The following is a 26596-nucleotide window of genomic DNA, read 5'->3' on the forward strand; positions in this document are numbered from 1 at the left end:
GAAATGTTGGGGGGGAAAGGGTACAATGGTGGTGAATTGTTCGAAAATGAAAGGTTTTATACTTAAATGTTTCTGTCTGGACAGCGCTTGATGGTGATCATGCGCTCTTGTTGAAACGATTATGAGTTCTCAGAACATAGAAACCAATATTGTTTCAAAAAATCATTTTATCTTTTTTCGGTTGCCTTCCATACTGATCCTTTGGTATGCAATGCTGATAAAAGGGTATGCACTTGCCAAAAGCCTGTATTTCTCATGACTTTTTGAATTAATACTTAACTTGTTGAAATGATAGTATTTGTCAGGCATGTGTAAGATGCTGCTTGTTTTCAGTCACCCTGCAGGGCCGAGCAGGTTGTATACTATCTACATGGTTACCGAACAGTTGCAGGTAAGCGCAGACTCCTCTAGATTACCACGGCTGCATGTCCGGTACCTTGCATCTACTGCGAAATATATCCGTGAAAAGTCCGGAATAGGGTAATACTTGCCAATCAATGAGAATACCTGTTCCTGGCAAAGGTGGATTCTTTCTTTTCGAAGTTTGTCTTTTCCACTGCAAAGCACAGGGCTCTCTGCTCAACCAGCTATATTATTTCAATACCATGTCCAACTCACCTGCCTATTCATTTGCCGAAAAGCTTTGCTATCGTTTCTGTAAACAGAGTTCATTTTGTCTGGAGTATTCACCACTATATGCTAGTATCTTTGGATGCATTGGCCGATGGTTGCAGAAGCAGACTGATTGTGGTCAATGGCTGATCAGAGCCGCACAATCCCGCACTCCATTTGAAACTCCCATGCTTATCGCTTCCGGGTTGCATTACCTGGTGCTTGAGGGGCGGTGTACTGATGGGTTAGCTTCCTTTTTCCCCACAGTTGGAGGACTAAAACTCCCCACAGAGGAAGTTTTGGATGTCATGTTGATTGAGACGGTTCAGGAAAACAGAGAGTTTCTCGAGCAATGGATCGCGACTGTGTCGGTGCAGACCAATGAAACCGGAAGAGGTCTCGGGTGGGTTCTCCCTCTTCTTTACACTCCCTGGAAATCTGTTGTCATAGTTGATCTCGGGGCAAGTGCAGGATTGAATCTGGTTGCAGAGAAACGCTCGTATCTTCTCGAATCTGACATGGCGGATACATCAGCCGTTAAGGTGGGAACAGCTGATTCTGAACAATTCATTTTTACTTGTCACGGGTGTTGGACCCCACCGCAAAGAACGACGTTTCCTGCTGTCAGTGCGCGGATTGGCTGTGACCGATTCCCTCTCCCTGTGAATGATCTTCATGATGAACGATTGCTGTGCTCTTTTGTGTGGGGTGATCAACCCCAGCGAATGCTACGTCTCCAAGAGGGGATTGCGGCTTTTCGAGAATGTTGTATGGAGAAAGGACAAATTCCAATATACAGGATAGAGCTTCCAGGGGAACTTGCTGTCTTTCTAAAGACAATTCAGGACGAAGAAGTGGCAGATCCGATGGTTTTATTCTCAAGTTATATTACAACCTATCTGCACGATAAGGGAAAATCTCTTTTTGAAATCATTCAACAGTGGGCAACCGGGCAGCAGCGTGCTATCGTATGGTTCCAGCAGGATCTGGCTGCACCGGATATAGTAGCGTGCAAACCACCGGATCTTGGCTGGGTTTTATGGAGTGCGAATGTGTGGCAGGCCGCAACACATATCTCTTTTCATTTGGCCTGGTGCCACCCCCACGGAACACAGATACAGTGGTTGCCAGGTATCAGACAGTGGCAGAAATATTGGCAATGAGAAAGCAAGATGCTACTTGTGTTGCTGTCAGCACAGGTAGAATTGCAAGTTTTGAATATATGCAGTTTGAGTTCTTTTAATTTAACCCGCTGTTGAACAGAAGATTTTTCCTCGTCGGCAGACGCATTTATGGATTTCCAGCACCCGTCCTTTATTCGTTATCAAAAAATCCTTGGTTGGCTGGCCGTTTTCGGGTCGGCTTTTTTTTTCTATCTCGCTACGGCGATAATCCGATGGGCACAACCCTATGTAAACCTTGATACTTCATTTTATGTCTTTAGTCGTTTTCTTCTCGGATTCCTGGTGGTTTGCTGCACCATGCTGGTTAACAGGCAACACCTTAAACCAAGACGGTATCATTATCTGCTTGGCAGAACAATTGCTAACAGTATCGCTGTGTTCTGTTTTTATAAAGCTGTTGATGTTACCAGTGTGGCTGAAGCCAATATTCTGAATATGACATATCCGCTCTTTGTTGCCCTGGTTTCGTGGGTATGGATCAAGGAACAGCGAGATACCGTGGCCCTGGGCATTGTAGGTGTCGCCTTTGTAGGAGTCTGGCTGATTTTGAATCCTGGGAGTCTGACGATGGTGAATGTCCATAATCTCTGGGGACTTGCTTCAGGCGGAACTGCAGCTTTTGCCATTGTGTATTTAAATATCAGTCGACGGTACCATGATTCCCAAACTATTCTCTTTTTTATGTTTGGATTGGGAGCTCTGCTGATGCTGCTCGTTTTTCACAAACAGTTGTTCTGGCCAGACCCTTTGGAGTTGTTTTTTTTAGTCGCCTGTTCCATTGCAGGCGTTATCGGTCAGTATTGTCTAACTTTCGGGTTTCTCTATGTAACGGCTTTGGAAGGTGCTATTATTTCATCAACGCGCATTTTGCTCGCGGCGCTGCTGGGGCCTCTTTTGGTGGCAGAGCCTGCCTTACACCTGTTCGGCTGGATTGGAGCCAGCCTCCTTTTCGGAGCAAATGTAGGACTTGCCTGGCGCAGGAAATACCTTAAATAGTGCCTGTCCTCGATATAATAATAACAGACGGCGTTTCTTCCGGTACGTCAGTCTTTGAACATTTCAATTGTATGGAGCAGCAATGATTTGCAATGGTCTCGAACAACTAGTTGCATCCCCACCTGGATGGATGAGGGGAAAACGTCTGGGATTACTTGCCAACCAGGCATCCACGGACAGAAATTTTATCCATGCCAGGGATCTGATAGCAGCCTCCTTTCCAGGGCAGCTGCGTTGCCTGTTTTCACCACAACACGGTTTCTTTAGTGAAAAACAGGATAATATGGTGGAATCCGGACATGTCACAGATACGATAACCGGTCTTCCCATATATTCTTTATATGGAGAAACCAGAAAACCGTATCCGGAAATGTTTGCTGATATCGACATTCTCCTGATTGACTTGATAGATGTCGGTACCAGGGTGTACACTTTTATCTGGACAGTGGTGTATTGTATGCAGGTTGCAGCTGACACCGGCGTCAGGGTCGTTATCCTTGACAGACCAAATCCTATTGGGGGAAATCTGGTTGAGGGTAATCTCCTGGAACCTGAATACAGCTCTTTTGTCGGCCTGTGTTCCATTCCCATGCGTCACGGTATGACCATAGGAGAGCTCGCCATATACTGTCGTCGGGAGTTACATATAGAGGTCGACTGCGAAGTCATTACCATGGCAGGCTGGAAACGATCCATGCAATTTGCCGACACTGGATTTCCCTGGGTTTTTCCTTCTCCCAATATGCCTGCAGCGTCAACAGCACTCGTATATCCTGGTCAGGTTATATGGGAAGGGACTTCTTTGTCAGAAGGAAGAGGAACAACTCTGCCTTTTGAAATTTTTGGTGCCCCTTATCTTGACCATCAGCATGTGTTGGACTTTTTACGTGCAGATGACTGCATAGGATGCAGGCTGCGTCCCCTTATTTTTGAACCCTGTTCAGGGAAATGGGCCGGGCATGCGTGTACAGGGTTCCAAATTCACGTTCATCAACCAGAGCTGTATAACAGTTATCGGACCAGTCTGGCTCTGCTTCAGGCCTGTATGTTGCTGTATCCTGTTGATTTTTCTTATAAGGAGCCACCCTATGAATATGAATTCGAGCGATTGCCCATGGATTTGATTTTGGGGAGTAAAGCTGTGCGTAAGGCCTTGGAGGAGGGCACTCCTGTTCAGGAATTGGAGTCGGAGTGGAGTCAGGAGTTAGATGAGTTTCATCAAAAACGTTCTGCTGTTTTACTTTACGGAGAATGAGAAATGCGCTATGGTCGAGCCGCCTGCAGGTCGGGATCGCACAGTATAGATACCACCTGAATTCGAGCAAAAAACATGTGTTTATAGACAGAAATTGCTCTGATTCGCAAAGAATAAATCTCAATACAGACGCGGAACCTGGAATCAGAAAAGACATATTTATCATGGGAGAATAGTTGTGTCACGTTCATACTCTCTTCAGGAGTTGGCTGAATATGTCGGAGGGGTCGTTGTTGGTGACCCTCTGCAACAGATTAGTGGTCTTAACGGCTTCGATCTCGCTGGCCCTGGTGAAATAACATATTTGAATACAGCCAGGCAGGTGGATGAAAAGATGCATCTTTGTCAGGCTGGAGCATGTATCATTCCAGTTGAAAGGGATTCACCACCTGTAAGCTGTATCATTATTGATCCGGTGGACATTGCTGCCGCCCGAATCCACAATCTCTTGTTGGAAACACCTTTTCAGGCAAAAGGTATTCATCCTCAAGCAGTGTTGGGAAGCGATTGTGAGGTTGCCGATGAAGTCACTATCGGCCCCATGGTGGTTGTCGGTGACAGGGTACGAATCGGCAAACGGGTGACTCTGTATCCGGGAGTGGTTCTCGGCGATGATGTGATTATCGGCGATGATACGACCCTTCATGCAAATGTGACAGTGGCAGACGGATGTACCATAGGAAAACGAGTTGTTCTTTATCATGGAGCAGTTGTTGGCAGTGATGGGTTCGGCTTTGTGACCGACAGGACAACAGGTTCCCATATCACCAAACCGCAGGTGGGGACCGTTCGTATCGACGATGATGTGCAGATAGGAGCAAACAGCTGTGTGGATCGGGCCGCTTTTGGGGTAACGTGGATTAAGTCCGGTACGCGCATCGACAACCTCGTTCAGGTTGCTCATAATGTGGAAATTGGAGAAAATTCCATTTTGGTTGCGCAGGTTGGCATTGCTGGCAGCACACGTCTCGGTCGAAATGTCGTTTTGGGTGCCAAAGTAGGTATCAATGGTCATATACATCTTGATGACGGTGTTATGGTGGCAGCCATGGGAGGGGTACATAACAGCCAGCCCAAGGGAGCCATGGTTGGTGGAGTCCCTGCCATTGAGGTAAAAAAATGGGGCAGGTCTGCCGCAGCTTACAGCCGTTTACCGGAGATGGTTAAGGAAGTGCGTCGGCTGAGAAAGGAAGTGGATCAATTAAAAGCTACCGTGAGCAGAAAGGAAAAGTAATATATTATGAAAGCGGAAAATGACATTCAACTCCCCATAGATATTCAGAAAATTATGCAACTTATCCCTCATAGGTATCCTTTTATCCTGGTTGACCGGGTGACGGATATCGTGTTGGGGCAAAGTATTGTAGCCTTGAAAAATGTATCCATGGGAGAACCATATTTTCAAGGACATTTTCCACAGGAACCGGTCATGCCAGGAGTTTTGATTCTTGAAGGAATGGCACAGGCAGGAGGTATACTGGCGTATCTTTCTGATCCTGAAATGATAGGTGAAAAGCTGGTGTACTTTGCCGGTATCGATAAAGTTAGATTTCGTAAGGTTGTGCGTCCTGGAGATCAGTTAATCTTCAAACTTGAGCTTATCAAGCATAAGGCCAGGTTGACGAAGATGGCCGGTAAAGCCTATGTGAATGATGAACTGGTTACTGAGGCTGAACTCATGGCAACCTTCGCCTGACGCTAACCTCCTGTATTCTGTTTACCTTTTTTATATCTGGTTCCAATCCATGGACACTTGCGTTTCTATATGTATTCCATGATATGGTGGCACCAGATGCAAAATTTCCGGTACAGTAAGTATATCAACATTTCATCATCGACGTAACACCAGCAGTTTTAACAAACCGGATATATAACAACTAGAATCCGGCAACAGGATTTAATATGAGTATACACACCACCGCTATAGTTGATCCCAGGGCCCAGATAGACAGTTCCGTAATTTTAGAGCCGTATGTGACCATTGATGGGCCTGTAAGCATTGGGGCCAATACCAGAGTATGCGCACATGCGGTTGTCTCCGGTAAAACCACCATTGGATCAGGCAATGTCATCGGTTCTTTTACCTCTGTCGGTGCTCCTCCCCAGGATCTGCATTACAAAGGGGAAGAGACTGAACTGATCATTGGTGATGACAATCAGATTCGTGAATACGCTTCTATCCATCGAGGTACCAATAAAGGTGGTGGAAAGACTGTTATCGGCGACCGCAATATGATAATGGCGTATAGTCATATTGCCCATGACTGTATTATCGGCAACAATGTCATCATGGCCAATGTAGCCACCCTTGCCGGTCATGTGGAGATCGGTAACCATGCCAACCTTGGCGGTCTGGTGGCGGTACATCAGTTTTGCAGGATTGGAGCCCATGCTTACGTTGGCGGCATGTCAGGCATTTCTCTGGATGTTCCTCCCTTTGTCATTATGGAGGGAACCAGAAACAGGATGAGGATTGCAGGTATAAACAAGATCGGTTTACGCAGAGCAGGTATGGACCGTGATACCATAAAACAACTGGACGCAGCCTTTAAACTGCTTTTTCGTTCACCTCATTTGCTTTTAAAAGATGCACTTGCACAGATTGAAGAAGATATGGCTGATTGTGCGGAAGTGCAGACGCTGGCGGCTTTCTTTCAGACAAGCAAACGCGGTGTAGTTAAACGAACCATTGATGATTGAAAGTGACTCTTCTGTCCCTATGTGCAATACAGATCCCATAGGACTCATCGCTGGAGGGGGCCAGTTTCCCATTCTTTTTGCCCAGGCAGCAAAAGCCAAGGGACGGAAAGTAATAGCCATTGCCCATGGTGGTGAAACAGACGCAGAAATCGATAAGTATGCTGATGTGGTTCATTGGGTCAAACTTGGGCAACTTGGCAAGGTAATCAAGTATTTTAAGCAGGAAGGTGTCAGAGAAACGGTTTTCTGCGGAACCATTACCAAAACCAGAATATTTAGAGATGTTCTTCCGGATATCAGGGGGCTGACGCTTTGGAACAAGATTGACCGGAGACTTGATGACGCAATTCTTAGAGCTGTAGCCGGGGAGTTGGAACAGGAAGGAATTCAAGTTGTCGCTTCAACCTGCTATTTGGAACACCTGCTCTTTCCCGCAGGTCTTCTCACCAGAAAAAAACCAAGCAAGGAACAGATAGAAGATATTCGTTTTGGCTGGGCTATGGCTCGGGAAGTGGGAAGGTTAGATATCGGTCAGTGTGTAATCGTACAGGGAAGAACCGTACTGGCAGTGGAGGCCATTGAAGGAACGGATGCGGCAATCCGCAGAGGTGGTTCCCTTTCGCGCCATGGTGCTGTGGTCGTTAAACTTCGAAAACCTGGCCAGGATTTTCGCTTTGATCTTCCTGCAACAGGGGAACAAACCATTATATCAATGAGAGAAGTGGGAGCTACTGTCCTTGCTGTGGAGGCCGGACAATCATTGCTTTTTGATCCGCAACAGATGATACAGACTGCTAACCAGGCAGGTATTGTCGTGATAGGGATCAGGGAGGATGAACATGGTGAAATCAGTTTTTGAGGGTGGTCTGGCTAACCCGGAAATGCGCACTATGAGGTTGTCCGAGAATAGAAATTTTCGTTCAGCTCAAGGCAAGCCTGAAAAAATACCACAGGCATATATATGATATTCCGAGGATATTTTTTCAAGTTTAACGAAGATATGGGCGGAAATAGCATTCTTGGACAGCCTCCTAGCTAGTGTCTATCCATAAGTGAAGTTTTTTGTTCAAGTGTAGGTAAGCATAGACTCCGAGGCGTGCGATAAATTTTACCACAGACATAGAGTTGATATCGGAGTTTTCGCTGACCTTCGAGGGAAAATTTTGAGCAGAAGACAAAAGTTGGGCAGATAAGCGAGGAACGAGACTCCCAAAAGACTAGACAGGCCTAACTAAGTTCTTCCCAGGCACGTAACAGGTCGTCGTAAAACTCCTTTGTACTTTCATAGAAAACATTGGCAGAAGTACTGAAGTGGAGCAGAATGTTATTGAGACTATCCGGTATATAGGGAAAGATTTTTTTGAGATTGACGACCCTGGTTTTTACCAATAATCCCATGTCATCTGGAGTGATACTCGGCAAGGCTGTCGGATAATTTTGGGATAGGTCGCTCAGGGTATAATGTTCCCTTCCTGTAAGGTACAACAGGATATTTCCAAGTTCAAAAAGATCCAGGGCAAAGGGCCGTTCAGGCAGATAAAAGTCATAGTCATAGTCTATCCAGGAAAACTCTCCACTTTTACGGTCAACAAAGATATGGTCTCGTCTGATATCGCCATGACGAAATCCCTTACTGTGTAGATAAATAATCCCTTCAACACATTTAAGGTAACGTTCCAGGATTGAAGGCAATTCATAGTAGAAGTACTCTTCATGGCTGGAACCGCTCCGGTGAATATATTTATCCAGCCGGTAGCCATTGATGGGTTCAATGACCCTTACCAGGTTGCCTACTGCATCCAGAAGCGGTCTGCCCTGCATGAAGTGCGGACGTCCTTCCACCAATTCCAGTATTTGTGCTTCTTTTTCCGGGTTACGGTAACAGGTGACCACAAACTGGCCCATACGCATATCAAATCTTTCGTGAAACACCAGCTTCACAATATATCGGCGGCTGCTTGTCAGTTCTTCAACCTTTGGGACCCATGGCTTTATTTGTTCATCAACACCAAAACGTCCCTCTTTGGTAAAAGATGTTACAAGGAAATACTCGTTTTCGATGTTGATGACATCTCCATAATCAATGGCTGTAAAATCCGTGGTATCTGAAAAAACTTTGGGTGTTCTCCTGAGCCCGTTTAAAACACGATGCTTTTTTAGACGCTCCAGTATGATCGGGGGCAGTGTTGTGATCGGAGCATGGGCAACCATCAGCCAATAACCCAGACAGCGATGTCTTTTCCATTATGGATCAGGGCACTGGAAATAGAGCCGAAAAGAAATTCTTCTGATCTGGATATCCCTCTTTTTCCAACAACTATGGTCCCGTACCCATACTCCGTCTGCAGTGCCAGGATAGCCTCACTTATGGTTTTATTTTCTGCCATAACACATTGTTGCTGGATTGATTCTGGCGAGATTCCGCAAGTTTGCAGATATTCCTGCGCCTTCTGCAGTACGGGTTGAGCTTTTGTGTTTTCCAGCTCCTTATACCCAGGAAGCAAGCCTCCTGTACTGTAGAAATCTGGAGGCGGTTCTGGGTAAATATGGAGTAGACAGAGTTGGATGCCTTCCAGTCGGCCAACCATGCTCCCCACATAATGAACGGCATTTTCAGACATCGGGGAATCATCGATGGCAACAATGATTCGTTTCCACTCCATGGGGCACTCCTTTCTCATAAACAGACGTGGCGTCGTTTTTTATACAAAAAGAATGTTCTTAGCGTCGCGCAAAAAAGCTTTGTGACATATTCCCGTTTAGGCTTATTGGGCAGGCTGACAACGGTTGAGAAATGAAAGCCATTTTTCAGAGCTGTTTAAAATTCGTGCGCCGATACGTTTGCCGCTGTGCTCTTTACGTTCCCATTGCGGACGGACATGCAAAACAGGTAATTCATCGCCTGTCTGAGAAAACAAGGTCAGATTTTCTGAATTTCTGTACAGGGTGTCCGGGAGATTCTTAAGACAGACACCGTATGCTGAGATGTTGTCAAGCAACGCTGTACAGAAAATATACCCGTCTGTGACATTTATGGTTGTATTGGGAAGAGGGATGCGTTCATGTGCTCTTTTTTCCATTTCTCGTTGTTCTTTTGAGAGAGAGATTGTTGTATCCATTTGGTCGCTCCCTCCTTTGGATCTAAAGAGAAGTTTAAAGCTTTCAGGAAATCCAATGATAACAAGAATAAGTGCTATCATAAGGGCAATCGCGAGGAGGGCAATTACGAAAAATAGATGATTGTTTAACGGGTAAACCATCTGTATCCTCCTGTAAGCTTAAAAGTGTTGGTATACGAGGTCTATACGAGGAGACACGCTTCTGATACCTGATGTTTTTTTACCCTGGTATCCGTTGATAATCGTTGTGGTGCGGACAGGATAAAAAAAGTTCACTTCCTGTATAAAGTATATATGCGTGGAGAAAGGAAGTACAGGAGAAAGAGGTGGAAAAGGAGATGGACAGGGTGTGATCCAATTCGGATAACACCCTGTATGCGTGATGTTTTTAGAGGGGTCTAATTTCTATCTTGCCCTCGAGAAAAGCTTTGACCTCTGAAATAGGTACTTCTTTACGATGGAAAATTCCAGCTGCGAGAGCTGCCTCGGCTTGGGTTTGTGAAAAAACTTCCATGAAGTGCTCCGCACAGCCGGCCCCACTTGAAGCTATTACGGGAATGGAAACCGCTGAGCGAACAGCATGTATCAATTCCAGGTCAAAGCCCGAATTTGTACCATCCCGATCAATGCAGTTCAGGAGTATTTCGCCTGCACCAAGCTGTTCACTGACTGCCGCAAGGGTTACTGCGTCCAATTCTCTCCCTTCACGTCCGCCTTTGATAGTACACTGATACCAGCAATATTTTTCACCCTCAGGGCCTGGGATGGAAGTGGCGATGACCTTGTGAGGGACATCATCGGGTGATTTGACATATACCCGTCGAGGATCAACGGAAATAACCACAGCCTGATTGCCATATACGCGGGCGATTTGTTCGATGGAACTCATCCCTGTAGCTTTACCCCGCTTGATGACGTCTTCAACAATGAGCACGGCATCCGAGCCAATTGAAATTTTATCTGCACCGCTTCTGAAGTAGGCAGATGCAACTTCCAATGCAGAGTAAGTTTTGCCGTTTCTATCGGTAAAATCGCGTATTCCGCCGCCGATTGTTAAGGGGACGAAAACGTTTTTAGAAGTACGTTCAAGCACTTCCAGCATTGGCATGTCTTCAAGGGGGAAGTCCCTGAAGCCTGTGATATTGAGAAAGGTGACCTCGTCTGCTCCCTGTTCGTAATATTCTTCTGCCAGTTGTACAGGCTTCCCAAGGTTGCGGACTTCACCCTCATCACGCACATCATACTGATCGCCCTTGGTGACCACCAGATCTCCCTGATCATTTGCACGAACGTCGAGACAGGCAATAATTCGTTTGGCAAGAGCTGTGGTGCTTGGACAGTTGGCCGGAACAATTGACTGACGGTCTCCTGCAAGAAAATTTTCCAGGAGTTTCAGCCCGGCTTTACCACTTTTTTCAGGGTGGAATTGAGTTGCAATGATATTTCCTTGTTGTATGGAACTGACAAACTCATAGCCATAGTCAGTTGTCGTCAGTGTTGTAGAATCATCTTGGGAGACAACGTGGTATGAATGTACAAAATAGAGCTTTTCATCTCCCTTGAAGCCGGCGAACAGGGAAGAGGGCTGGTGAATTTTGATACCATTCCAGCCTATGTGGGGAACAGCCAGCTCTGTATCAAAACGCTTTACGTGTCCAGGTAGATAACCAAGGCCAGGTTGATCCGGTGCTTCATCACTCCCTTCAAAAAGCGCCTGAAGCGCAACACAGATTCCAAAAAAAGGTTTCTGCGAATGCAGGTATCGCAATAATGGCTCGGTGAGGTGTTTTTCCTGCAGCACCTGCATCATTGCTCCAAAATTTCCAACTCCTGGAAAAACAAGTCTTTCAGCCCGGTCAATATCTTCCGGTTTGTTTACCAGGATAACGGTTTCACCAAGCCGTTCAATGGCATTTACCACTGAACGAACGTTACCAGCTCCGTAATCAAGAAGTGTAATCATGGTATTATGTACTCAAGTTGTTGCAACGGGAAAAAGGACACTGTACAAGGTTGTGCAGGATGAAAGCAGGATGTATGGTAACTAGTCCGGTAAAGAAGATAACTTCCGGCACGGTGTTTACTCCGGTCATACCCGCTACAGTTCATGCCGGTTGGATGTGCTTCCTGCCTGAAGGGCAAATATTTAGAAAGGATTTATCCGCAAGTCAAGTTCAATATTGAGGAATATGCAGGCTATTATACTGGCAGCCGGTTTTGGGACCCGATTGCGTCCCTATACGGAACTGCGACCTAAACCCTTGTTTCCTGTTCTGAATCGGTCTCTGCTTGAGGTGCATCTTGCCACACTCACAGCACTGGGGTGTCATCCCATTGTGGTCAATGCCCATCACCTTTCCGACCAGATTGAAAAGGTTCTGCAACACTGGCCTGGTGTGTTTTTACAGTTGGAAGAGGAGATACTCGGCACTGGTGGCAGTCTACGCAAGGCGTTGCATGTTTTTGAAAATAAGCCCATACTTGTTATGAATGGTGACATTTTTCATAACATCGACCTGAATTTGCTGTATTATCAACACAAACAGCACACATGTCCTGTAAGCATGGCTGTTCATGATCATTCTCGGTTTAACTGTATGACGGTGAGCAGAGGATTGGTCAATGATTTTTCCTGTGCACCGGATACGGCTGGGTTGGCTTTTACGGGTATTCACATAACCACTCCTGCTGTTTTGGAACGTATTCCCCAGGGATGTTTTCATCATATCATTGATCTGTATGCTGAATTGGCTGGACAACGGGAAATCGCAGCATTGAGGGTGGATGGCGCGTATTGGCATGATATGGGAACCCCTGAAGATTATCTGGATCTGCACAGGTACCTTCTGGGCCGTAAAAAGGAAAAATATCGTTGGCTCATTGACCCGACAGCCCGTCTTATGCCAGGAGTGCTCCTGCAAGGATGGGGATGTATAGGGAAAAATGTCCTGGTCGGTAAGGGGGCTATTTTGAAAAATGCTGTTGTTTGGGACAATGCAGTTATTGCACCCGGCCAGAAATACGAAAATGCAATTGTGACAGGCGTTGATTTGGAACCATCAATACATATGGAAGGCAGGGCATGAGCAGGGATGCTAAACTGGAAATTTCTGAGCTGCTGAACGATACAGAAAAATCCTGGACCCCAGAGCAGATTTCTGCAATGGAAACAGTTGTACCAGATGGATCAACACGGCAGTTCTACCGCATTGTCGGCCCGGATGACCAGTCGTTGATGTGTGTCCGGCCACAGTGCCAGACCAGCAATGAACTGGCAGAAGCCAGAGCCTTCTATCAATTGGGGGTTCACCTTTGGACACGTTCCATACCTGTACCGAAAATATATGCCTTGCAACCTGAAACAGGCATGGTTATCTGTGAGGATCTTGGTCAGACAAGGCTTTATGATCTGGTTCACGATCCAAAAGTGTCAACAGCCACCTGTGAAGCGATGTACGAGAAAACCGTTCGGCTCCTGGCTGAAATGCAGGTGAAAGGCAGCCATGGTTTTCAAACGACATGGTGCTGGGATACCCCCAGATATGACAGACAGCTTATGATTGAACGGGAGTCAGAGTATTTTTTACATGCCTTTTGTGCAGAGCTTCTTTGTCTGGATTCAGGGTTGGATGACGCGAGAAATGATTGCTTTCTTCTTGCCACAAAGGCTGCAGAGGCACCGGCAACTTTTTTTCTGCACCGTGATTTTCAATCACGTAATATAATGATAACAGGCAGTGAGCCAAGATTTATTGATTTTCAGGGAGGCCGTCTGGGACCCCTTGGGTATGATTTGGCCTCTCTGCTTATTGATCCTTATTGTGGACTGACAGAATCACAGCAGCAGCAACTTTTTGCTGTTTACCTTGATGCTCTGAGCCGGTCCATGAACTATGACGCAAAGCAGTTTGAGTATGAATATACCTTGTTGGCTCTACAAAGAAATCTCCAGATTATCGGGGCTTTTGCTTTTCTCAGCAGGGTTCGCCAAAAACAATTTTTTGAACAATTTCTGATGACCTCAATAGGGTCGCTGGCAGACCTGCTTGCCAAACCCTGCGCTGCTGAGTATGCTGCCTTGCAAAAACTTACCCATATCTGTAGAGACAGGTTGGAATACTATATATGAACGAACATTTACACACACTTGTTGCCTTGATCGGACGTCCCAATGTCGGGAAATCAACACTATTCAACCGTATGACCAGAAGCAGAGATGCTTTGGTAGATCCAACCCCCGGAGTAACCAGGGATCGGCACTACGCCCAGGTGAACTATGAAGAACATGGTTTTATGCTTGTGGATACCGGCGGAATAGATGCTGAAAAAGACATCATTACCGATCATATCCGGAAACAGGCTACCCAGGCCATGGAAGAGGCTGATATCATCTTTTTCCTTATGGATGGACGACAGGGGCTTACGCCTTCGGATATGGATATTGTCAATATGTTGAGACGGCAGGAAAAACCTGTTTTCTACATTGTCAATAAAATCGATAGCCCCGAGATTGAAACAGAATTACTGACACCTTTCTGGGAGCTCGGTGTTGAACAGCTGTGGGCGCTTTCCGCAGATCATGGATATGGCTTTAAAACCTTGATGGAAGAGCTTATTCCTCACCTTGAACAAGGAGAAGTGGAAAGCGAATTGCCGGAAAACACCATTCGTCTGGCGTTTCTTGGCCGGCCCAATGTGGGAAAATCATCCATGGTAAATGCAATTATAGGACAGGAGAGGATGGTTGTTTCCAATATTTCGGGAACAACCCGCGATTCTGTAGACACACTGCTTTCCCGTGATGCACATAATTACCTCTTGATCGATACGGCAGGGATACGTAGGAAAGGAAAAACAACAGATAAAATAGAAAAATTTTCTATCTTAAAGGCGTTAAAATCTCTGAGCCGTTGTGACATAGCTCTGGTGTTGATCGATGCGGAAGAGGGGATAACGGAGCAGGATACCAAAATTATCGGTTATACCCAGGACCAGGGAAAAGCTCTGATTATACTGATAAACAAATGGGATCTTCTGTCCGGAGATAAAAAAAGACAAAATTTTCTTCTTGAAGAAGTGCAACGTGCAACCAATTTTATTCCCTTTGCTCCTGTATTCCGCGTCTCTGCGCTGACCGGGACCGGGATTAAACGTCTTTTTCCAGAAATAGGCAAGGTGTATCGTCAGTTTCATGAACGATTTCCAACCAGTGCTTTGAATCGCCTTCTTGAAGCAGCTGTTTCTCATCATGAGCCGCCCATGTATAGGGGAAGAAGACTGAAAATGTATTATACCACCCAGTTGGGAAGTTGCCCGCCAACCTTTGTTATTGTTACCAATGCCCCAAAGGGTATCCATTTTTCCTATCAACGATACCTGACAAATCGTTTTCGGGAAGGTCTGGAACTGGATCGTGTACCGGTCAGATTGTTTTTCAGGGAACGAAGCGGGCGAAAAAAGTAGTAATCACATAGCTGGTCAAGGAGCACGAGCGGCAAGGTGGTCTGGGGGCCTGCAGTGAAAAAAAATTATTATTCGTAATAGGAATTTCGCCCCGGAGCCCAATTATCATGCGATGATCTATCTATCATGCGATGATCTATCGTTGCGTCCATAAAGAATGGTACGCATCGCATGTATGCGAACATGACACCCATGGCCGGAATCTGCTCACAGGTAGGTTCCGGCTTTTTTAGTGATGGCTCAGTTGATTGCTGAGAGGGTGATTTCCGATTGAAAAGGTGTAGAAAATAGCGCAAAATCCAGCGAGAACTAGAGTCATTTCATTGTTGACATGATATTTTCGCTGGGCTGTATTTCCTGCACGGCAATTTCTTCCGGATTCCACTGGTTATAAGGATGTTGATGGAGACAGGCGTTGTAATAGCGAGGAATACCGGTAACTTCGGTGCCTATCCATTCAGGCTTGTTAAAACTCTGGTTTTCGTGGGACAATTCTATTTCGGCTATTACAAGTCCTTCGTTTTCATCTAAAAACTGATCGACTTCCCATGTAAACCCGGCAACATAAATGTGATAACGCTTTTTTACTATAATGGGTTTTTCACAGAGTTCTTCCAGCATTTCAAGCGCATCATCAAGAGGAATGGGGTATTCGTATTCACTGCGAGAAATACCTTGGGTTGCGCCTTTAATCGTTAGAATACCTTTGTTCTCAACCACACGGACGCGGACCGTCTGCCCTTTTCCTGAGCAGATATATCCCTGACGATAATGGATTCCTCTGGCAAGATGTTGCCACCCATCACTTGCCACCAGAAATTTTCGTTCAATTTCTTTTGCCATACTTCCCCCTCAAAAGAAAAGATTCATGAATAACGTTGTGATTTGAGTAGGTTTACAAATTTTATTTTGCCTTGAAAAGGAATATTTTTAATGAAATGCGATAAATAGTCTCTTTCTCTAAGAGAGAAAGATTGACTTTCGCCAAAGCCTTGACTAGCTTCAACGCCTTATGCTCTGCATATTACAGAAGCATGGAGAATGGTGTCCCTGTGATGCTATGCTGATCGGTTGTCTCCGTAAACTCTTTTTCAGGTCGGGGAATTACACACTATGCGAATATGATTGTATATTGTATGTAGCATATGGGATGGCAAACACAGCAAGTGCCTCCTGAACAAGCACGGGTGAGACAACCCATACTATCAACATTTCATTATTGACGTTAAACAAGGTCCGTACTACTTATATCTTGTATATTTCCCGTCAGTCAAAGTCCGTTGGTGAAATACTGCACCGCATCATCGGAAAAAGCTGGTGCCATTGAAAGGACCGGCTGGTTTCCCGAATTCCGACCAGGGGGACGTTATGGAACGATGTAAAAGTACCAATTTTCAAGGTGTTGGTGTGGAAATGATATCCTCTTGACAGGCTGGGTTCAGCTTGTTATCTGATGGGATATAGAGAACATTCACTCCTCTTATGGTGAGCCATGTTTGCAAATAAAATTTCGTCGTTGGCAGTTATTACTGCATGCATTCTGACAACTCCACTGCTGGTCAGGGCTGATGATACGGTCCTGAAGACGATTGATGAGGCTGTAAAACAATATAAGGCCGGTGACTATGCTGAAGCCGCTTCGAATCTTGATTATGCTTCGCAACTTGTCAGGCAGCAGAAAAGTGAAAATATGAAAAAGTTGCTGCCTCCTCCTTTGTCTGGATGGAAAGCGGGTGAGACAAACGCACAGGCCATCGGATCTGCTGTTTTGGGTGGTGGGGTGACTGTCAGTCGTGATTATTATAAGGGAAATTCAAAACTCAGCCTTGAAATCGTATCCGATTCTCCAGTATTACAGTCAGTGTTGATGATGATCAACAATCCCATGTTTGCCGGTGCAGGTGGTGGAAAGCTTGAGACTCTTAATGGCCAGCGATCCATCATCAAATATGACTCGGTTAAACGCAGCGGTGATATCTATGTTGTCGTAGCAAGTAGATTTATGGTGACTGTTAAAGGCGATGGGATTGATCGAACCGATTTGATCAATCTTGCCAAGGCCGTAGATTATAAACAGCTCAGTGAAAATTGACCTGTGAACATCACAAACAGTTATGATTGATCTCCCGGGAAGTGCTTGGCAGGTTTTTTCCGTGTGAGACAGAAGACCCCTGTTGCTTCTGGTAAAGAATTGGCCTTCTTCCCGGTAACAGGGGTTTTTTTATGATCCGGTAAAGAGGTGTACAGTGAGTAATCAAGGAAAACAGCAGCAGGAGTCATTCAACAGACCCGTTACAGATGAGGCTATTTTTAAAGCAGCTAAAGAAGTGGTGGTGAAATTTATAGAGATGGGGCGGCTGACACCTGGCAACTTTGATGAGACTTTTGCAACTGTGTATAAAAGTATGCAGCGTTCGGTGCGTGATAAATGAATGACAACACAACACTTGATCCTTCATTGAACGTATGTCCTGATGAGGTGAATCATATTCATCTCATAGGTATTTGTGGAACAGGTATGGCAGCCCTGGCAGGAATGTTACACACCAGGGGGTATACTGTGACAGGTTCAGATCAGAATGTGTATCCGCCTATGTCCGACTTCCTTGCTTCGCTTAAGATACCTGTGTGCGAGGGATTTCACGCTGACAATTTATCTCCGGCTCCCGACTTGGTTATAGTCGGTAATGTTGTCCGGGCGGTCAATCCTGAAGCTGTTGCTCTTGGAGAATTGAAAATCCCCTATCTCTCCATGCCCCAAGCCGTAGCACAATTTTTTCTCACCGGAAGAAAATCAATGGTTGTTGCAGGTACCCATGGGAAAACAACAACTTCTTCTCTGCTTGCAACCACCCTCCATCGACTCGGGGATACACCGGGGTTTCTTATCGGCGGGTTGGTGGAAGCCTTTCAAAGCAATTTCAATGTCAGTGAAAGTGAATATTTTGTGATTGAAGGAGATGAATACGACACGGCTTTTTTCAATAAAGTGTCAAAATTTCATCATTATATGCCGAGGTATGTGCTGTTGACATCGGTAGAATTTGATCACGCGGATATTTTCCCTGACTTGCAGGCAATTGTTGATTCTTTTGCTCGATTTATCCAACAAATCCCTTCAGATGGTGCATTGGTAGCATGCATAGACGATCCAGTAATAAGAGACTTGATACGGGATGCTCCGTGCCCGGTTATCAGTTACGGACAAAGACCGGAGGCTACCTGGAGAATTGAAAATATCCAGATAAAGGGGCACAATACGCAGGTAAGGGTAACGTATAGGCAGGAACAAGACCATTCTTTTTCACTCCCCATGCCCGGAGCGCACAATGCAGCAAATGCCACCGGAGTTATGGCTTTGCTCTCACATCTGGGATGGTCCCCTGAATCTGTTGGAAAGGCTCTTTCGACTTTTGAAGGGGTAAAAAGACGCCAGCAGATTCGTGGTAAAGTAAGCGGCGTTACTGTGATTGATGATTTTGCCCATCATCCCACAGCAGTCCGGGAAACTGTCAAGGCATTACGGCAGGCCTGGAGTGAAAACCGGCTTCTTATTGTCTTTGAACCCAGAACAAATACCAGTAGAAGAAAAGTATTTCAGCAAGATTATATGAGTGCGTTTCAGGGAGCGGATTATGTCCTGGTTCGTGAGCACGTTCCATTGGCCGATATACCTGAAAGTGAACAATTCTCTTCAAGAAAACTTGTTGAGGATATGCAGCGTCAAGGGCAGGATGCCATGTATTTCCCGGATACTGAGGCTATTTTGGCAGCACTGCATGAAATATCACGTTCAGGTGACGTTATTGTAATTCTCTCCAATGGTGGATTTGATAATATTCATGAACGATTATTGACTCAACTTGGCAGTATTTCTGAGCATATTGACAAAAGGTAATCTTTTTCCATTCCAGCTAGAGGAGTTTTATATGAGGTTAGTGGTGATGAAAGAAGTCCATCCTGGGGAAACCCGTGTTCCTCTTGTACCAACGTCAGTAGCCAAACTGGTAAAACTTGGCGCTGATGTGGTTGTCGAAAGCGGAACAGGAGCAACCCTGGGCATTGAGGACTCAGAATACGCAGAGACCGGAGCTACTATCGGTACGAATAGAGAAGAAATGCTACAGACAGCCGATATCATTCTTCGGTTGCGCAAGCCACCAGCAGACGAAATCAAGTTGATGAAGCGTGGCGCAATTCACGTAAGCTATCTTGATCCGTTTAATGAAAAACAACTTGTTGATGAGTTAGCTCAGGCAGGCGTCAATGCTTTTAGTCTCGAAATGCTTCCCAGAACGACCATTGCACAAAAAATGGATGTCCTCAGTTCCCAGGCTAATCTCGGCGGGTATGTTGCGGTAATTATAGCCGCAGAACAACTTGATCGCATTTTACCCATGATGACCACCCCGGCTGGAACAATAAAACCTGCCAGGGTTTTTATTATTGGTGTTGGCGTTGCCGGGCTGCAGGCAATAGCCACTGCAAAACGGCTGGGTGCCAGAGTTGAAGCCTTTGATACAAGGCCTGTGGTTGAAGAGCAGGTAAAGTCGTTGGGAGCCAAATTTGTCAAAGTGGATCTGGGTGAAACGGGACAAACCAAAGATGGATACGCGGTTCAACTCACGCCGGAACAATTGGAATTGCAAAAACAGGGGATGGCAAAAGCCTGTGCCCAGGCTGATATTGTTATTACTACAGCCCAGCTTTTTGGTCGACCTGCCCCTAGAATTATTGATCAGTCCATTCTTGACCAGATGCAACCTGGATCAATCGTAGTGGATATGGCTGTGGAAACCGGAGGCAATGTTGAAGGTTCCGAGCTTGACAAAGTCATTAACAGCAATGGCGTAACCATCATGGGCATGGGCAACCTTCCTGGACGAGTGGCACGCACAGCCAGTGAGATGTATTCTTCCAATATCTATAATTTTGTGGAACATTTTTGGGATAAAGAAGCTCAACGTTTTACGTTGAAACTCGAGGATGATCTTGTGAAAGGTGCATTGATCACCCATGAAGGTGAGATCTTCAGCACAATGTACAAATCCATAATGAACAAGTGAGGAATCCGATGGAAGCTGTATATTTAACCTTTGTTTTCGTCCTGGCAATATTTCTTGGATTTGAACTGATCTCCAAGGTTCCTTCAACATTGCATACCCCGTTGATGTCCGGTTCAAATGCCATTTCCGGCATCACCTTGATTGGCGCCCTGGCTTCTTTGAAAATGGAAAATCCTGGTTTTGCCACTGTTCTTGGTACTCTTGCGGTCATATTTGCCACCATTAACGTGGTTGGCGGGTACGCCGTGACAAACAGGATGCTTGAGATGTTCAAGAAAAAAGACCAGGGGGAGGGTAAATAGAAATGGGTGCGCTTGGTATAAATTTTTCCTATGTCATTTCTGCCGGATTATTCATTTTCGGCTTAAAAATGCTGAGTTCTCCTGCAACTGCGCGCAAGGGGAATTTGTTATCAGCATTGGGAATGTTGATAGCTATAGTTGCAACCCTGCTTGCAACTGGTCTTGATTACAGATGGATTCTTCTGGGAATAGTTATTGGTACTGCCATCGGGTTATTTGCAGCCTATAAGGTTGAGATGACTTCTATGCCTGAGATGGTCGCGCTCTTTAATGGCTTTGGCGGGATTTCGAGCTTATTGCTGGCGTGGAGTGAGTATCACCAGCAAGGAGAAATATCCTCTTTTTTAGCGGGCGTTACCTTTCTATCCGCCTTTATAGGAGGCGTGACGTTTACTGGTTCAATGGTGGCTTTTGGTAAACTCAGCGGAAAGGTACCGCAAAAGGCTGTGGTTTTTTCCGGACAACATCTCATCAATGGAGCCATATTACTTTCGGCACTGATTGCAGCAGCCCTGTTCTGTGTTTTTCCCGGTTCATGGTTGGGGTATGTATTCTTTATCATTATTGTTCTGGTTGCCCTGGGATTTGGTGTTACTTCAACCATACCCATCGGTGGCGCCGATATGCCTGTTGTCATTTCGCTGCTGAACAGCTACTCCGGTCTTGCAGCCTGTGCCGCTGGTTTTGTCATCTCAAATAATATTCTTATTGTTGCAGGAGCACTCGTTGGTGCCAGCGGAATCATCTTGACCAATATTATGTGTAAAGCAATGAACCGTTCGTTGGCTAATGTGCTTTTTTCAGGATTTGGGACCAAGACAGCATCAAGTGGTGCTGAAGATGGACCACAGGGTGAAGTCAGGCCAGCGACGGCTGAAGATGTATACTATATTCTTGAAGCCGCTGATAGCGTTGCGATTGTTCCTGGGTACGGGTTGGCTGTTGCCCAGGCTCAGCATGTAGTGCGGGAACTCGGAGATTTGCTGGAGGCAAATGATACAGAGGTGATGTATGCTATTCATCCCGTTGCCGGACGTATGCCCGGCCATATGAACGTATTGTTAGCCGAGGCAAATGTGCCATACGATCAACTGGTTGAAATGGACGATATCAACCCACGCATGGACTCGGTGGATGTCTGCGTAGTCATAGGTGCCAACGATGTCGTCAATCCTGCGGCTGCGGAAGATGAGAATAGCCCCATTTATGGAATGCCCATCATCGAAACGTTCAGGGCCAAGACGGTCATCGTCCTGAAACGGTCATTAAATCCAGGTTTTGCCGGAATACAAAACGCCCTGTTTTTCAGGGAAAATACCCGTATGTATTTTGGTGATGCCAAAGTGGCTATCCAGGCTTTGATTGCCGAGTTTAAAGAGGCCAAGTAATAAACAATAATACTTGTCGTATCTCCACGCTGTAAGGCGTGAGGAATACATGAGAACTCTTGTTCAGGAAGGGTGCTGGAAGAGATTTTTTCATCCAGCACCGCCGAGATGTTTTTCTTTGGCGTACTTATAACAAGAGCACAATTCAGGAAATGAATAATGGCAAAAAAAGGAAAAATACGGACTTATTTTTCAGCAGGGGTTGCCTTGCTTGTTTTTTGTGTGTGGCTGGTAATAAACATTCGTGTGGAAGCTGGATTTGCCGGTCCGCTAGAACGGGCCTTTGATGGGTTGGTTGCGGGAATTTTTTTGCTAGTGATCGTTTTTACCGGCTTATGTTATTTTACATTGCCTCCACGATCGTAACCGTTCATCGCTATGTAATAATGCCTGCAAAATCCCAAATCAGTAAACGCTTTCATTGCATATATTCAAAGTTGGCGACCGGATTAGTCTAAACCTGTCCATGAAGCACAGCTGTCTACCTGTGTTCACAGATGTATGACTGCGGGGCCGGATGCCGTGGGATGGTGAAAGAGTATCAACTCATCTCTGGCAAAGGGAAATAATACATTTTATATCAGGTGAAAAGCAGAATCGTCTGGGTTAGTTCTTCAATGGTTTCCTGGTAGTTATATTCATGGTTTCCTGATTTACTGTTCTGTTCGATTGTGTACGCAACATCTGCCAGGTCTGTAAGCCCGAGATTCAGCAATGCACCTTTGACCTTATGGCTGCTTTTGCCAAGAGTTTGCAGGTCTCCTCGGGAATGGATCGGCTGTAGTTCTAGCACCTGGTTGCGAAGAGAACTGAGAAAATTAGGCATGAGTTGTTCTGATTTCTCTTCACTTAGCATATAGGCGGTCCGTATATGCTGCATTATGCGATCTTGGTATGCTGATTTGTCCATTATTAATGGGATGGGATGTAGGGTTCTTGTAAGCCAGCGCCTGTCAGGGAATCGGGAGGGCATATGAAGAATTGTTTTTTTACTATGCATATGCCGTTGCAGGACCAGCTCTGTTTCTATCTAGGGGCCTATCTGTAACTAACTGTTTTTGTTCAGGTTTAAAGCGTGTGGTGAGCTTTGCCACAGCCATATACTTGATATTTGAGAACAAAATTTTGAGTATAAAGCAAAAATTGCGCAAAAAGACCATTTACCGACAGGCACTATCTAGGCGCCTTCATTGTTCTTGTAAATATTTGAGAAAAATTCGAGTCAGCATTTCTTGTTGTCAGCATATCCTATTTTTATAAACGAAGCAAATTTGCCTTTATATTACCTCAGGTGGCTAAGCAGTTGCCTAGTAATTCCTGAAAAATTCGGAGTCATGAGCTGATTTGATGTTATTCCTCATCTGGTGTTATATATATGCATCCTTTGGAACGGAACATAGGACAATTTTTTCATAGACAAGGTCTCCCCGCCGTGGGTGACGGAATTGTTGTTGGGGTATCAGCCGGTTCAGATTCAATAGCCCTTTTAAGTGTACTGGCAGCGTTGGTCGGGCAAATGGAATTGCGTTTATTGGCGGTTTATGTTGACCATGGTCTGCGACCGAAAGAGACTGCAGCAGAATGGTTACATGTTTTTCAGGTTGCCAGCCGGTTTGGAGTTCCTGCAGAACGAGTGTGTGTACAGACAAAAGAGTATGCTGCAGCAAAAAAATATTCTCTTGAGAAAGCTGCCAGACTTTTAAGATATCAGGCTTTTGATGAATGCAGATGTTCTTTTCAGGGGCGGTGGATCGCTGTTGCCCATACAGCGGATGACCAGGCAGAAGAGGTCTTGATACGTCTTTTACGCGGCAGTAGCCGAAAAGCGCTTTCCGGCATGCGATGGAAAAAGGACAATATTATACGTCCGTTTCTGAGTTTGACAAAAAAAGACCTGCAGATATACCTGAATGAAAAAGGAATCTCCTGGTGTCACGATTCCAGTAATGATGATACCTATTTTTTACGTAATCGCATCCGACACGAACTGTTACCCCAATTGGAACGTGAATATGATTCCGGTATACGCAGGGCTTTATGTAAGACGGCCGAAAATCTTGCTGAGGATGAAGCTCTCTTGGAAGAACTCACCAGTGATATGTGGCATGTGCTCCTTCCCATGAATCAAGGGCAAAAAGAGGTGTCTTTACCCTTAACGATTGAACGAAAAATTTTTCTTCAGTATCATTTGTCACTCCAACGGAGATTTATTGAACAGCTTCTTTGGGCACTTGGTACTACCGCCAAATATGAATATATTGTAAAAATTGTAGATGCTTTTCGCCATGGCAGGTCTGGCTCGGAATTACATTTCCAAAAAGGGTTGAGGCTCCAGGTAACCCGTGAGGTTATACTATTTTTATATCCTAAAGGTAGAGTTTCCTGGAGAGGAAGTATCCGCAATAAAGAATAACCGGCATTTTTATCCGCAGAGCGTGCCGATGATAGTTTACCTGCACGCTCTACAATAGTTTTACATTTGAGGGTAAGCAACTCCATGGATAATTTCAAAAAGTGCGTGGGGATCTGAGTTGTTGGCAGCCGCGATTTCTTTCAGGGTCTGAGCAGGAACTACAGTGATATGTTGTTGTTCAAATGCCCGGAGCACATCTTCCTGATTCAAGCCGTAGGTCTGACAAAGATCAGCTAAAACTGTACGGCCCAGTCCGGGAAAGGGTGCTTCCGGAAAAGTGAGCGTCTCACCCGGGGCAAGCTTTGGTGCTTCAGGCTTTATGGTATCGTATACTTGCCTGGGAGTGAGATTGTTCGCCTGGGCAATGTCAAGCAAGGTTTGTTTGGTGTCACTGTAGTTAATGTGTGCCTGGTTGAGTTTGTCTTGAACTTTTTGCAGATCGTACCCCATACGCTTACAGAACATGGTCAAAGAGGAAAGTTCAGCGTGCCCGTAGGGCGGTTCTCCGTATTTAATGGAGGCAGCATCTTTAAAGCCTTCACCAAATTCTAAAATGGTGCTGAATGGCTGAACGTTCAGTAGGGTGCCCACTGTAACAGCCAGTGTGATAATTATGGCCAGGTTGAAGCTGGCAGTGAAAATTTTTAATTCCCTGGCTTTATTTTTGAGATAGGCAAGGATTTGTTTCCAATTGAGAAAAATGTGCAGCAGGCTCGCAAAGAGAAAGAGAAAACCAATATTGATGTGCACATTTCCCCACTGGCGTTTATTAAGCCACATGAGGTGCCAGTCAGACCAGTAGGCGACTCGGCCTTCAGGCTCAATGTACAGGATAACACTGGTCAGCGTCAGGACCAAGAAGGAAAGCAACATGGTTAAAGATGTTATTTTGCGCAGACTCATAGTGAATACTCCTTATGTAGAAATGGAATAACGTAACGTATGCAGGATTTGCGAATGTCATGCAATGGCATTATAACCCGCAGATAACATGTGCATATCTGAAACAAGGGCGAACCTGTACCATGCCTTGCCTTGTTGAACTGGCGGAGGTAACGCAGGGTATTTAATCTCATTACTCTGAGATAAAAACTTGAAAGCGTTGTACATCCCTGACTCTACTGAGGATAGTATTCACCTAAAATAGCCAGTGTCGGTATTCATGTCGAGGTCAAAGTTGTAGATAGTATGAAAAGACAGTGAAAATTGGTATAAGGAAGAAAGAATATTGAAGAATACTTCGAGGTACCTATGGAAAGTGAATTTATTAATCTGTCAGTGCAGCAGACACGCAAATTTATAAAAGAGCACCTTGAACAGGAGTACTTGCTCATTGATGTGCGCCAGCCACATGAATACACCAAGGGGCATATTCCAGGAGCACTCCTCCTGCCTCTGTCAGAGTTATCTGCACGTATGGGCGAGCTTGCAGCAGACAGGGACCTCTTGTTTTATTGTCGATCCGGCCACAGATCCCAGGCTGCCGCAATTTTTGCCGCCAATCAGGCTGGAGCGGAAGGACGCAAAGTCTATAATATGGAAGGGGGAATTCTTGCGTGGGACGGGGTAACTGCAACCAATGTTCCAAATCTGAATGCCTTCGATATGATTGGTCCGCCTTCACAACTGCTTTTTCAGGCAATGGAAATGGAACGTGGGGCTGAGCGTTTGTATCAGGAATTGATGAAACGGTTTCAGCAGCCAATTCTTCAACAGTTGCTGGATGTTCTCGTGCGAGCTGAAGAAGGGCATGCCCGCGCAGTGTACCGCTATTGGGCTGAACAGGAAGATAGCCCTGCACCTTTTGAACTCGTTTACAGGCAGCTGAAAGGTGATATTCTCGAAGGTGGTATCGAGGTTTCCCATGCTCTGGATAGTGTGGAGAAGCAGGCTGAGAGTCCCTGTCGGGTTGTCTTTGAATTGGCATTGGCGGTAGAGTTTGCCGCGTATGACCTTTATCGCAGCCTGGCTCATTATTTTGCAGGGCAAAAGCTTGAAAAAACTTTTCTTGCCATTGCCCAGGCAGAAAAGGAACATATGAGAATTGTAGCTGAAGCCATTGGAAGTTGCGATAACTGACAGCCATTATCCTGTATTG

General features: G+C 45.5%; 26 protein-coding genes. 19 read left to right on the top strand and 7 right to left on the bottom strand.

The annotated features are described in order from the left end of the window. Positions 1 to 497 precede the first annotated feature (497 nt). From G493_RS0123310 to G493_RS0123345, 7 genes are all read left to right on the top strand, one after another. On the top strand, positions 498 to 1775 hold the full coding sequence (locus G493_RS0123310) for a DUF2332 family protein (RefSeq protein ID WP_028582276.1): 1278 nt from the start codon (positions 498 to 500) through the stop codon (positions 1773 to 1775). A gap of 129 nt (positions 1776 to 1904) precedes the next feature. After that, positions 1905 to 2792, top strand: coding sequence for a DMT family transporter (locus G493_RS0123315; RefSeq protein WP_028582277.1), 888 nt, complete (start codon positions 1905 to 1907; stop codon positions 2790 to 2792). Between the two features lie 82 nt (positions 2793 to 2874). Then, positions 2875 to 4047 (top strand): exo-beta-N-acetylmuramidase NamZ family protein, encoded by a 1173-nt coding sequence (locus tag G493_RS31010; RefSeq protein WP_035275791.1) that lies wholly within the window; start codon positions 2875 to 2877, stop codon positions 4045 to 4047. A gap of 178 nt (positions 4048 to 4225) precedes the next feature. Continuing rightward, positions 4226 to 5281 carry a UDP-3-O-(3-hydroxymyristoyl)glucosamine N-acyltransferase gene (gene lpxD / locus G493_RS0123330; protein ID WP_028582279.1) on the top strand — a complete coding sequence of 352 codons (1056 nt, stop codon included), beginning with the start codon at positions 4226 to 4228 and terminating at the stop codon, positions 5279 to 5281. Positions 5282 to 5287: 6 nt separating this feature from the next. Further along, positions 5288 to 5743, top strand: a complete 456-nt coding sequence (fabZ, locus tag G493_RS0123335) for a 3-hydroxyacyl-ACP dehydratase FabZ (protein WP_035275793.1) — start codon at positions 5288 to 5290, stop codon at positions 5741 to 5743. A gap of 206 nt (positions 5744 to 5949) precedes the next feature. Next, positions 5950 to 6747, top strand: coding sequence for an acyl-ACP--UDP-N-acetylglucosamine O-acyltransferase (gene lpxA / locus G493_RS0123340; RefSeq protein ID WP_028582281.1), 798 nt, complete (start codon positions 5950 to 5952; stop codon positions 6745 to 6747). Then, on the top strand, positions 6740 to 7606 hold the full coding sequence (locus tag G493_RS0123345) for an LpxI family protein (protein WP_232363824.1): 867 nt from the start codon (positions 6740 to 6742) through the stop codon (positions 7604 to 7606). Before lpxA ends, G493_RS0123345 begins: the two co-directional genes overlap by 8 nt. 368 nt (positions 7607 to 7974) lie before the next feature. On the opposite strand, the gene G493_RS0123355 is transcribed toward G493_RS0123345, so the two are convergent. The 4 genes from G493_RS0123355 to G493_RS0123370 form a co-directional block, all read right to left on the bottom strand. Further along, the gene (locus G493_RS0123355) at positions 7975 to 8958 is read right to left on the bottom strand and encodes a hypothetical protein (protein ID WP_051309850.1); all 984 of its coding nucleotides are present in this window, start codon (positions 8956 to 8958) and stop codon (positions 7975 to 7977) included. Then, entirely contained in the window at positions 8958 to 9410 is a 453-nt protein-coding gene (locus G493_RS0123360; protein WP_028582284.1) for a universal stress protein, read from the bottom strand. The genes G493_RS0123355 and G493_RS0123360 overlap by 1 nt, the downstream gene beginning before the upstream one ends. A 102-nt stretch (positions 9411 to 9512) precedes the next feature. Then, entirely contained in the window at positions 9513 to 9866 is a 354-nt protein-coding gene (locus G493_RS0123365) for a hypothetical protein (RefSeq protein ID WP_153306656.1), read from the bottom strand. A gap of 388 nt (positions 9867 to 10254) precedes the next feature. After that, on the bottom strand, positions 10255 to 11829 hold the full coding sequence (locus G493_RS0123370) for an imidazole glycerol phosphate synthase HisHF (protein WP_028582286.1): 1575 nt from the start codon (positions 11827 to 11829) through the stop codon (positions 10255 to 10257). Between the two features lie 226 nt (positions 11830 to 12055). On the opposite strand from G493_RS0123370, the gene G493_RS31015 reads away from it, so the two are divergent. From G493_RS31015 to der, 3 genes are read left to right on the top strand one after another with little or no spacing between them, the layout of a single operon-like run. Next, positions 12056 to 12952, top strand: coding sequence for a sugar phosphate nucleotidyltransferase (locus G493_RS31015; RefSeq protein WP_051309851.1), 897 nt, complete (start codon positions 12056 to 12058; stop codon positions 12950 to 12952). Next, positions 12949 to 13995: an aminoglycoside phosphotransferase family protein gene (locus tag G493_RS31020; protein ID WP_051309853.1), complete on the top strand. Its 1047-nt coding sequence runs from the start codon at positions 12949 to 12951 to the stop codon at positions 13993 to 13995. Before G493_RS31015 ends, G493_RS31020 begins: the two co-directional genes overlap by 4 nt. Then, positions 13992 to 15329, top strand: coding sequence for a ribosome biogenesis GTPase Der (gene der / locus G493_RS0123390; protein ID WP_028582287.1), 1338 nt, complete (start codon positions 13992 to 13994; stop codon positions 15327 to 15329). The genes G493_RS31020 and der overlap by 4 nt, the downstream gene beginning before the upstream one ends. Before the next feature lie 315 nt (positions 15330 to 15644). Here the strand turns inward: der and G493_RS31025 are convergent, their stop codons facing one another. Beyond that, positions 15645 to 16172 (bottom strand): CYTH domain-containing protein, encoded by a 528-nt coding sequence (locus tag G493_RS31025; RefSeq protein WP_051309855.1) that lies wholly within the window; start codon positions 16170 to 16172, stop codon positions 15645 to 15647. A 649-nt stretch (positions 16173 to 16821) separates the two neighbouring features. On the opposite strand from G493_RS31025, the gene G493_RS0123400 reads away from it, so the two are divergent. The 7 genes from G493_RS0123400 (at position 16822) to G493_RS0123430 (ending at position 22451) form a co-directional block, all read left to right on the top strand. Further along, positions 16822 to 17421: a hypothetical protein gene (locus tag G493_RS0123400; protein ID WP_028582288.1), complete on the top strand. Its 600-nt coding sequence runs from the start codon at positions 16822 to 16824 to the stop codon at positions 17419 to 17421. 154 nt (positions 17422 to 17575) lie between these two features. Next, a complete protein-coding gene (locus tag G493_RS33895; RefSeq protein ID WP_051309857.1) occupies positions 17576 to 17761 on the top strand; it encodes a hypothetical protein in 186 nt (61 codons plus the stop codon). Beyond that, the gene (murC, locus tag G493_RS0123410) at positions 17758 to 19227 is read left to right on the top strand and encodes a UDP-N-acetylmuramate--L-alanine ligase (RefSeq protein ID WP_028582289.1); all 1470 of its coding nucleotides are present in this window, start codon (positions 17758 to 17760) and stop codon (positions 19225 to 19227) included. Before G493_RS33895 ends, murC begins: the two co-directional genes overlap by 4 nt. Positions 19228 to 19258: 31 nt before the next feature. Then, positions 19259 to 20395, top strand: coding sequence for a Re/Si-specific NAD(P)(+) transhydrogenase subunit alpha (locus G493_RS0123415; protein WP_028582290.1), 1137 nt, complete (start codon positions 19259 to 19261; stop codon positions 20393 to 20395). Between the two features lie 8 nt (positions 20396 to 20403). Then, positions 20404 to 20697 carry an NAD(P) transhydrogenase subunit alpha gene (locus tag G493_RS0123420; RefSeq protein ID WP_028582291.1) on the top strand — a complete coding sequence of 98 codons (294 nt, stop codon included), beginning with the start codon at positions 20404 to 20406 and terminating at the stop codon, positions 20695 to 20697. Positions 20698 to 20699: 2 nt separating this feature from the next. Beyond that, complete coding sequence (locus G493_RS0123425; protein WP_028582292.1) at positions 20700 to 22085, top strand: NAD(P)(+) transhydrogenase (Re/Si-specific) subunit beta; 1386 nt, start codon at positions 20700 to 20702, stop codon at positions 22083 to 22085. 159 nt (positions 22086 to 22244) lie between these two features. Further along, entirely contained in the window at positions 22245 to 22451 is a 207-nt protein-coding gene (locus G493_RS0123430) for a hypothetical protein (RefSeq protein WP_028582293.1), read from the top strand. A gap of 214 nt (positions 22452 to 22665) precedes the next feature. On the opposite strand, the gene G493_RS0123435 is transcribed toward G493_RS0123430, so the two are convergent. Beyond that, positions 22666 to 22965, bottom strand: coding sequence for an Hpt domain-containing protein (locus G493_RS0123435; RefSeq protein WP_161629885.1), 300 nt, complete (start codon positions 22963 to 22965; stop codon positions 22666 to 22668). A 495-nt stretch (positions 22966 to 23460) separates the two neighbouring features. Between G493_RS0123435 and tilS the strand changes: the two genes are divergently transcribed. After that, positions 23461 to 24498 carry a tRNA lysidine(34) synthetase TilS gene (tilS, locus tag G493_RS32720; protein ID WP_051309859.1) on the top strand — a complete coding sequence of 346 codons (1038 nt, stop codon included), beginning with the start codon at positions 23461 to 23463 and terminating at the stop codon, positions 24496 to 24498. A gap of 60 nt (positions 24499 to 24558) precedes the next feature. Here the strand turns inward: tilS and G493_RS0123450 are convergent, their stop codons facing one another. Beyond that, positions 24559 to 25401 (bottom strand): DUF4405 domain-containing protein, encoded by an 843-nt coding sequence (locus G493_RS0123450; protein ID WP_035275795.1) that lies wholly within the window; start codon positions 25399 to 25401, stop codon positions 24559 to 24561. 348 nt (positions 25402 to 25749) lie between these two features. Between G493_RS0123450 and G493_RS0123460 the strand changes: the two genes are divergently transcribed. Further along, complete coding sequence (locus tag G493_RS0123460) at positions 25750 to 26577, top strand: rhodanese-like domain-containing protein (protein WP_028582296.1); 828 nt, start codon at positions 25750 to 25752, stop codon at positions 26575 to 26577. Positions 26578 to 26596: the final 19 nt, after the last annotated feature.

Origin of the sequence: Desulfogranum japonicum DSM 18378 (assembly GCF_000429945.1) — a bacterium.
GTDB classification, from domain to species: domain Bacteria; phylum Desulfobacterota; class Desulfobulbia; order Desulfobulbales; family Desulfobulbaceae; genus Desulfogranum; species Desulfogranum japonicum.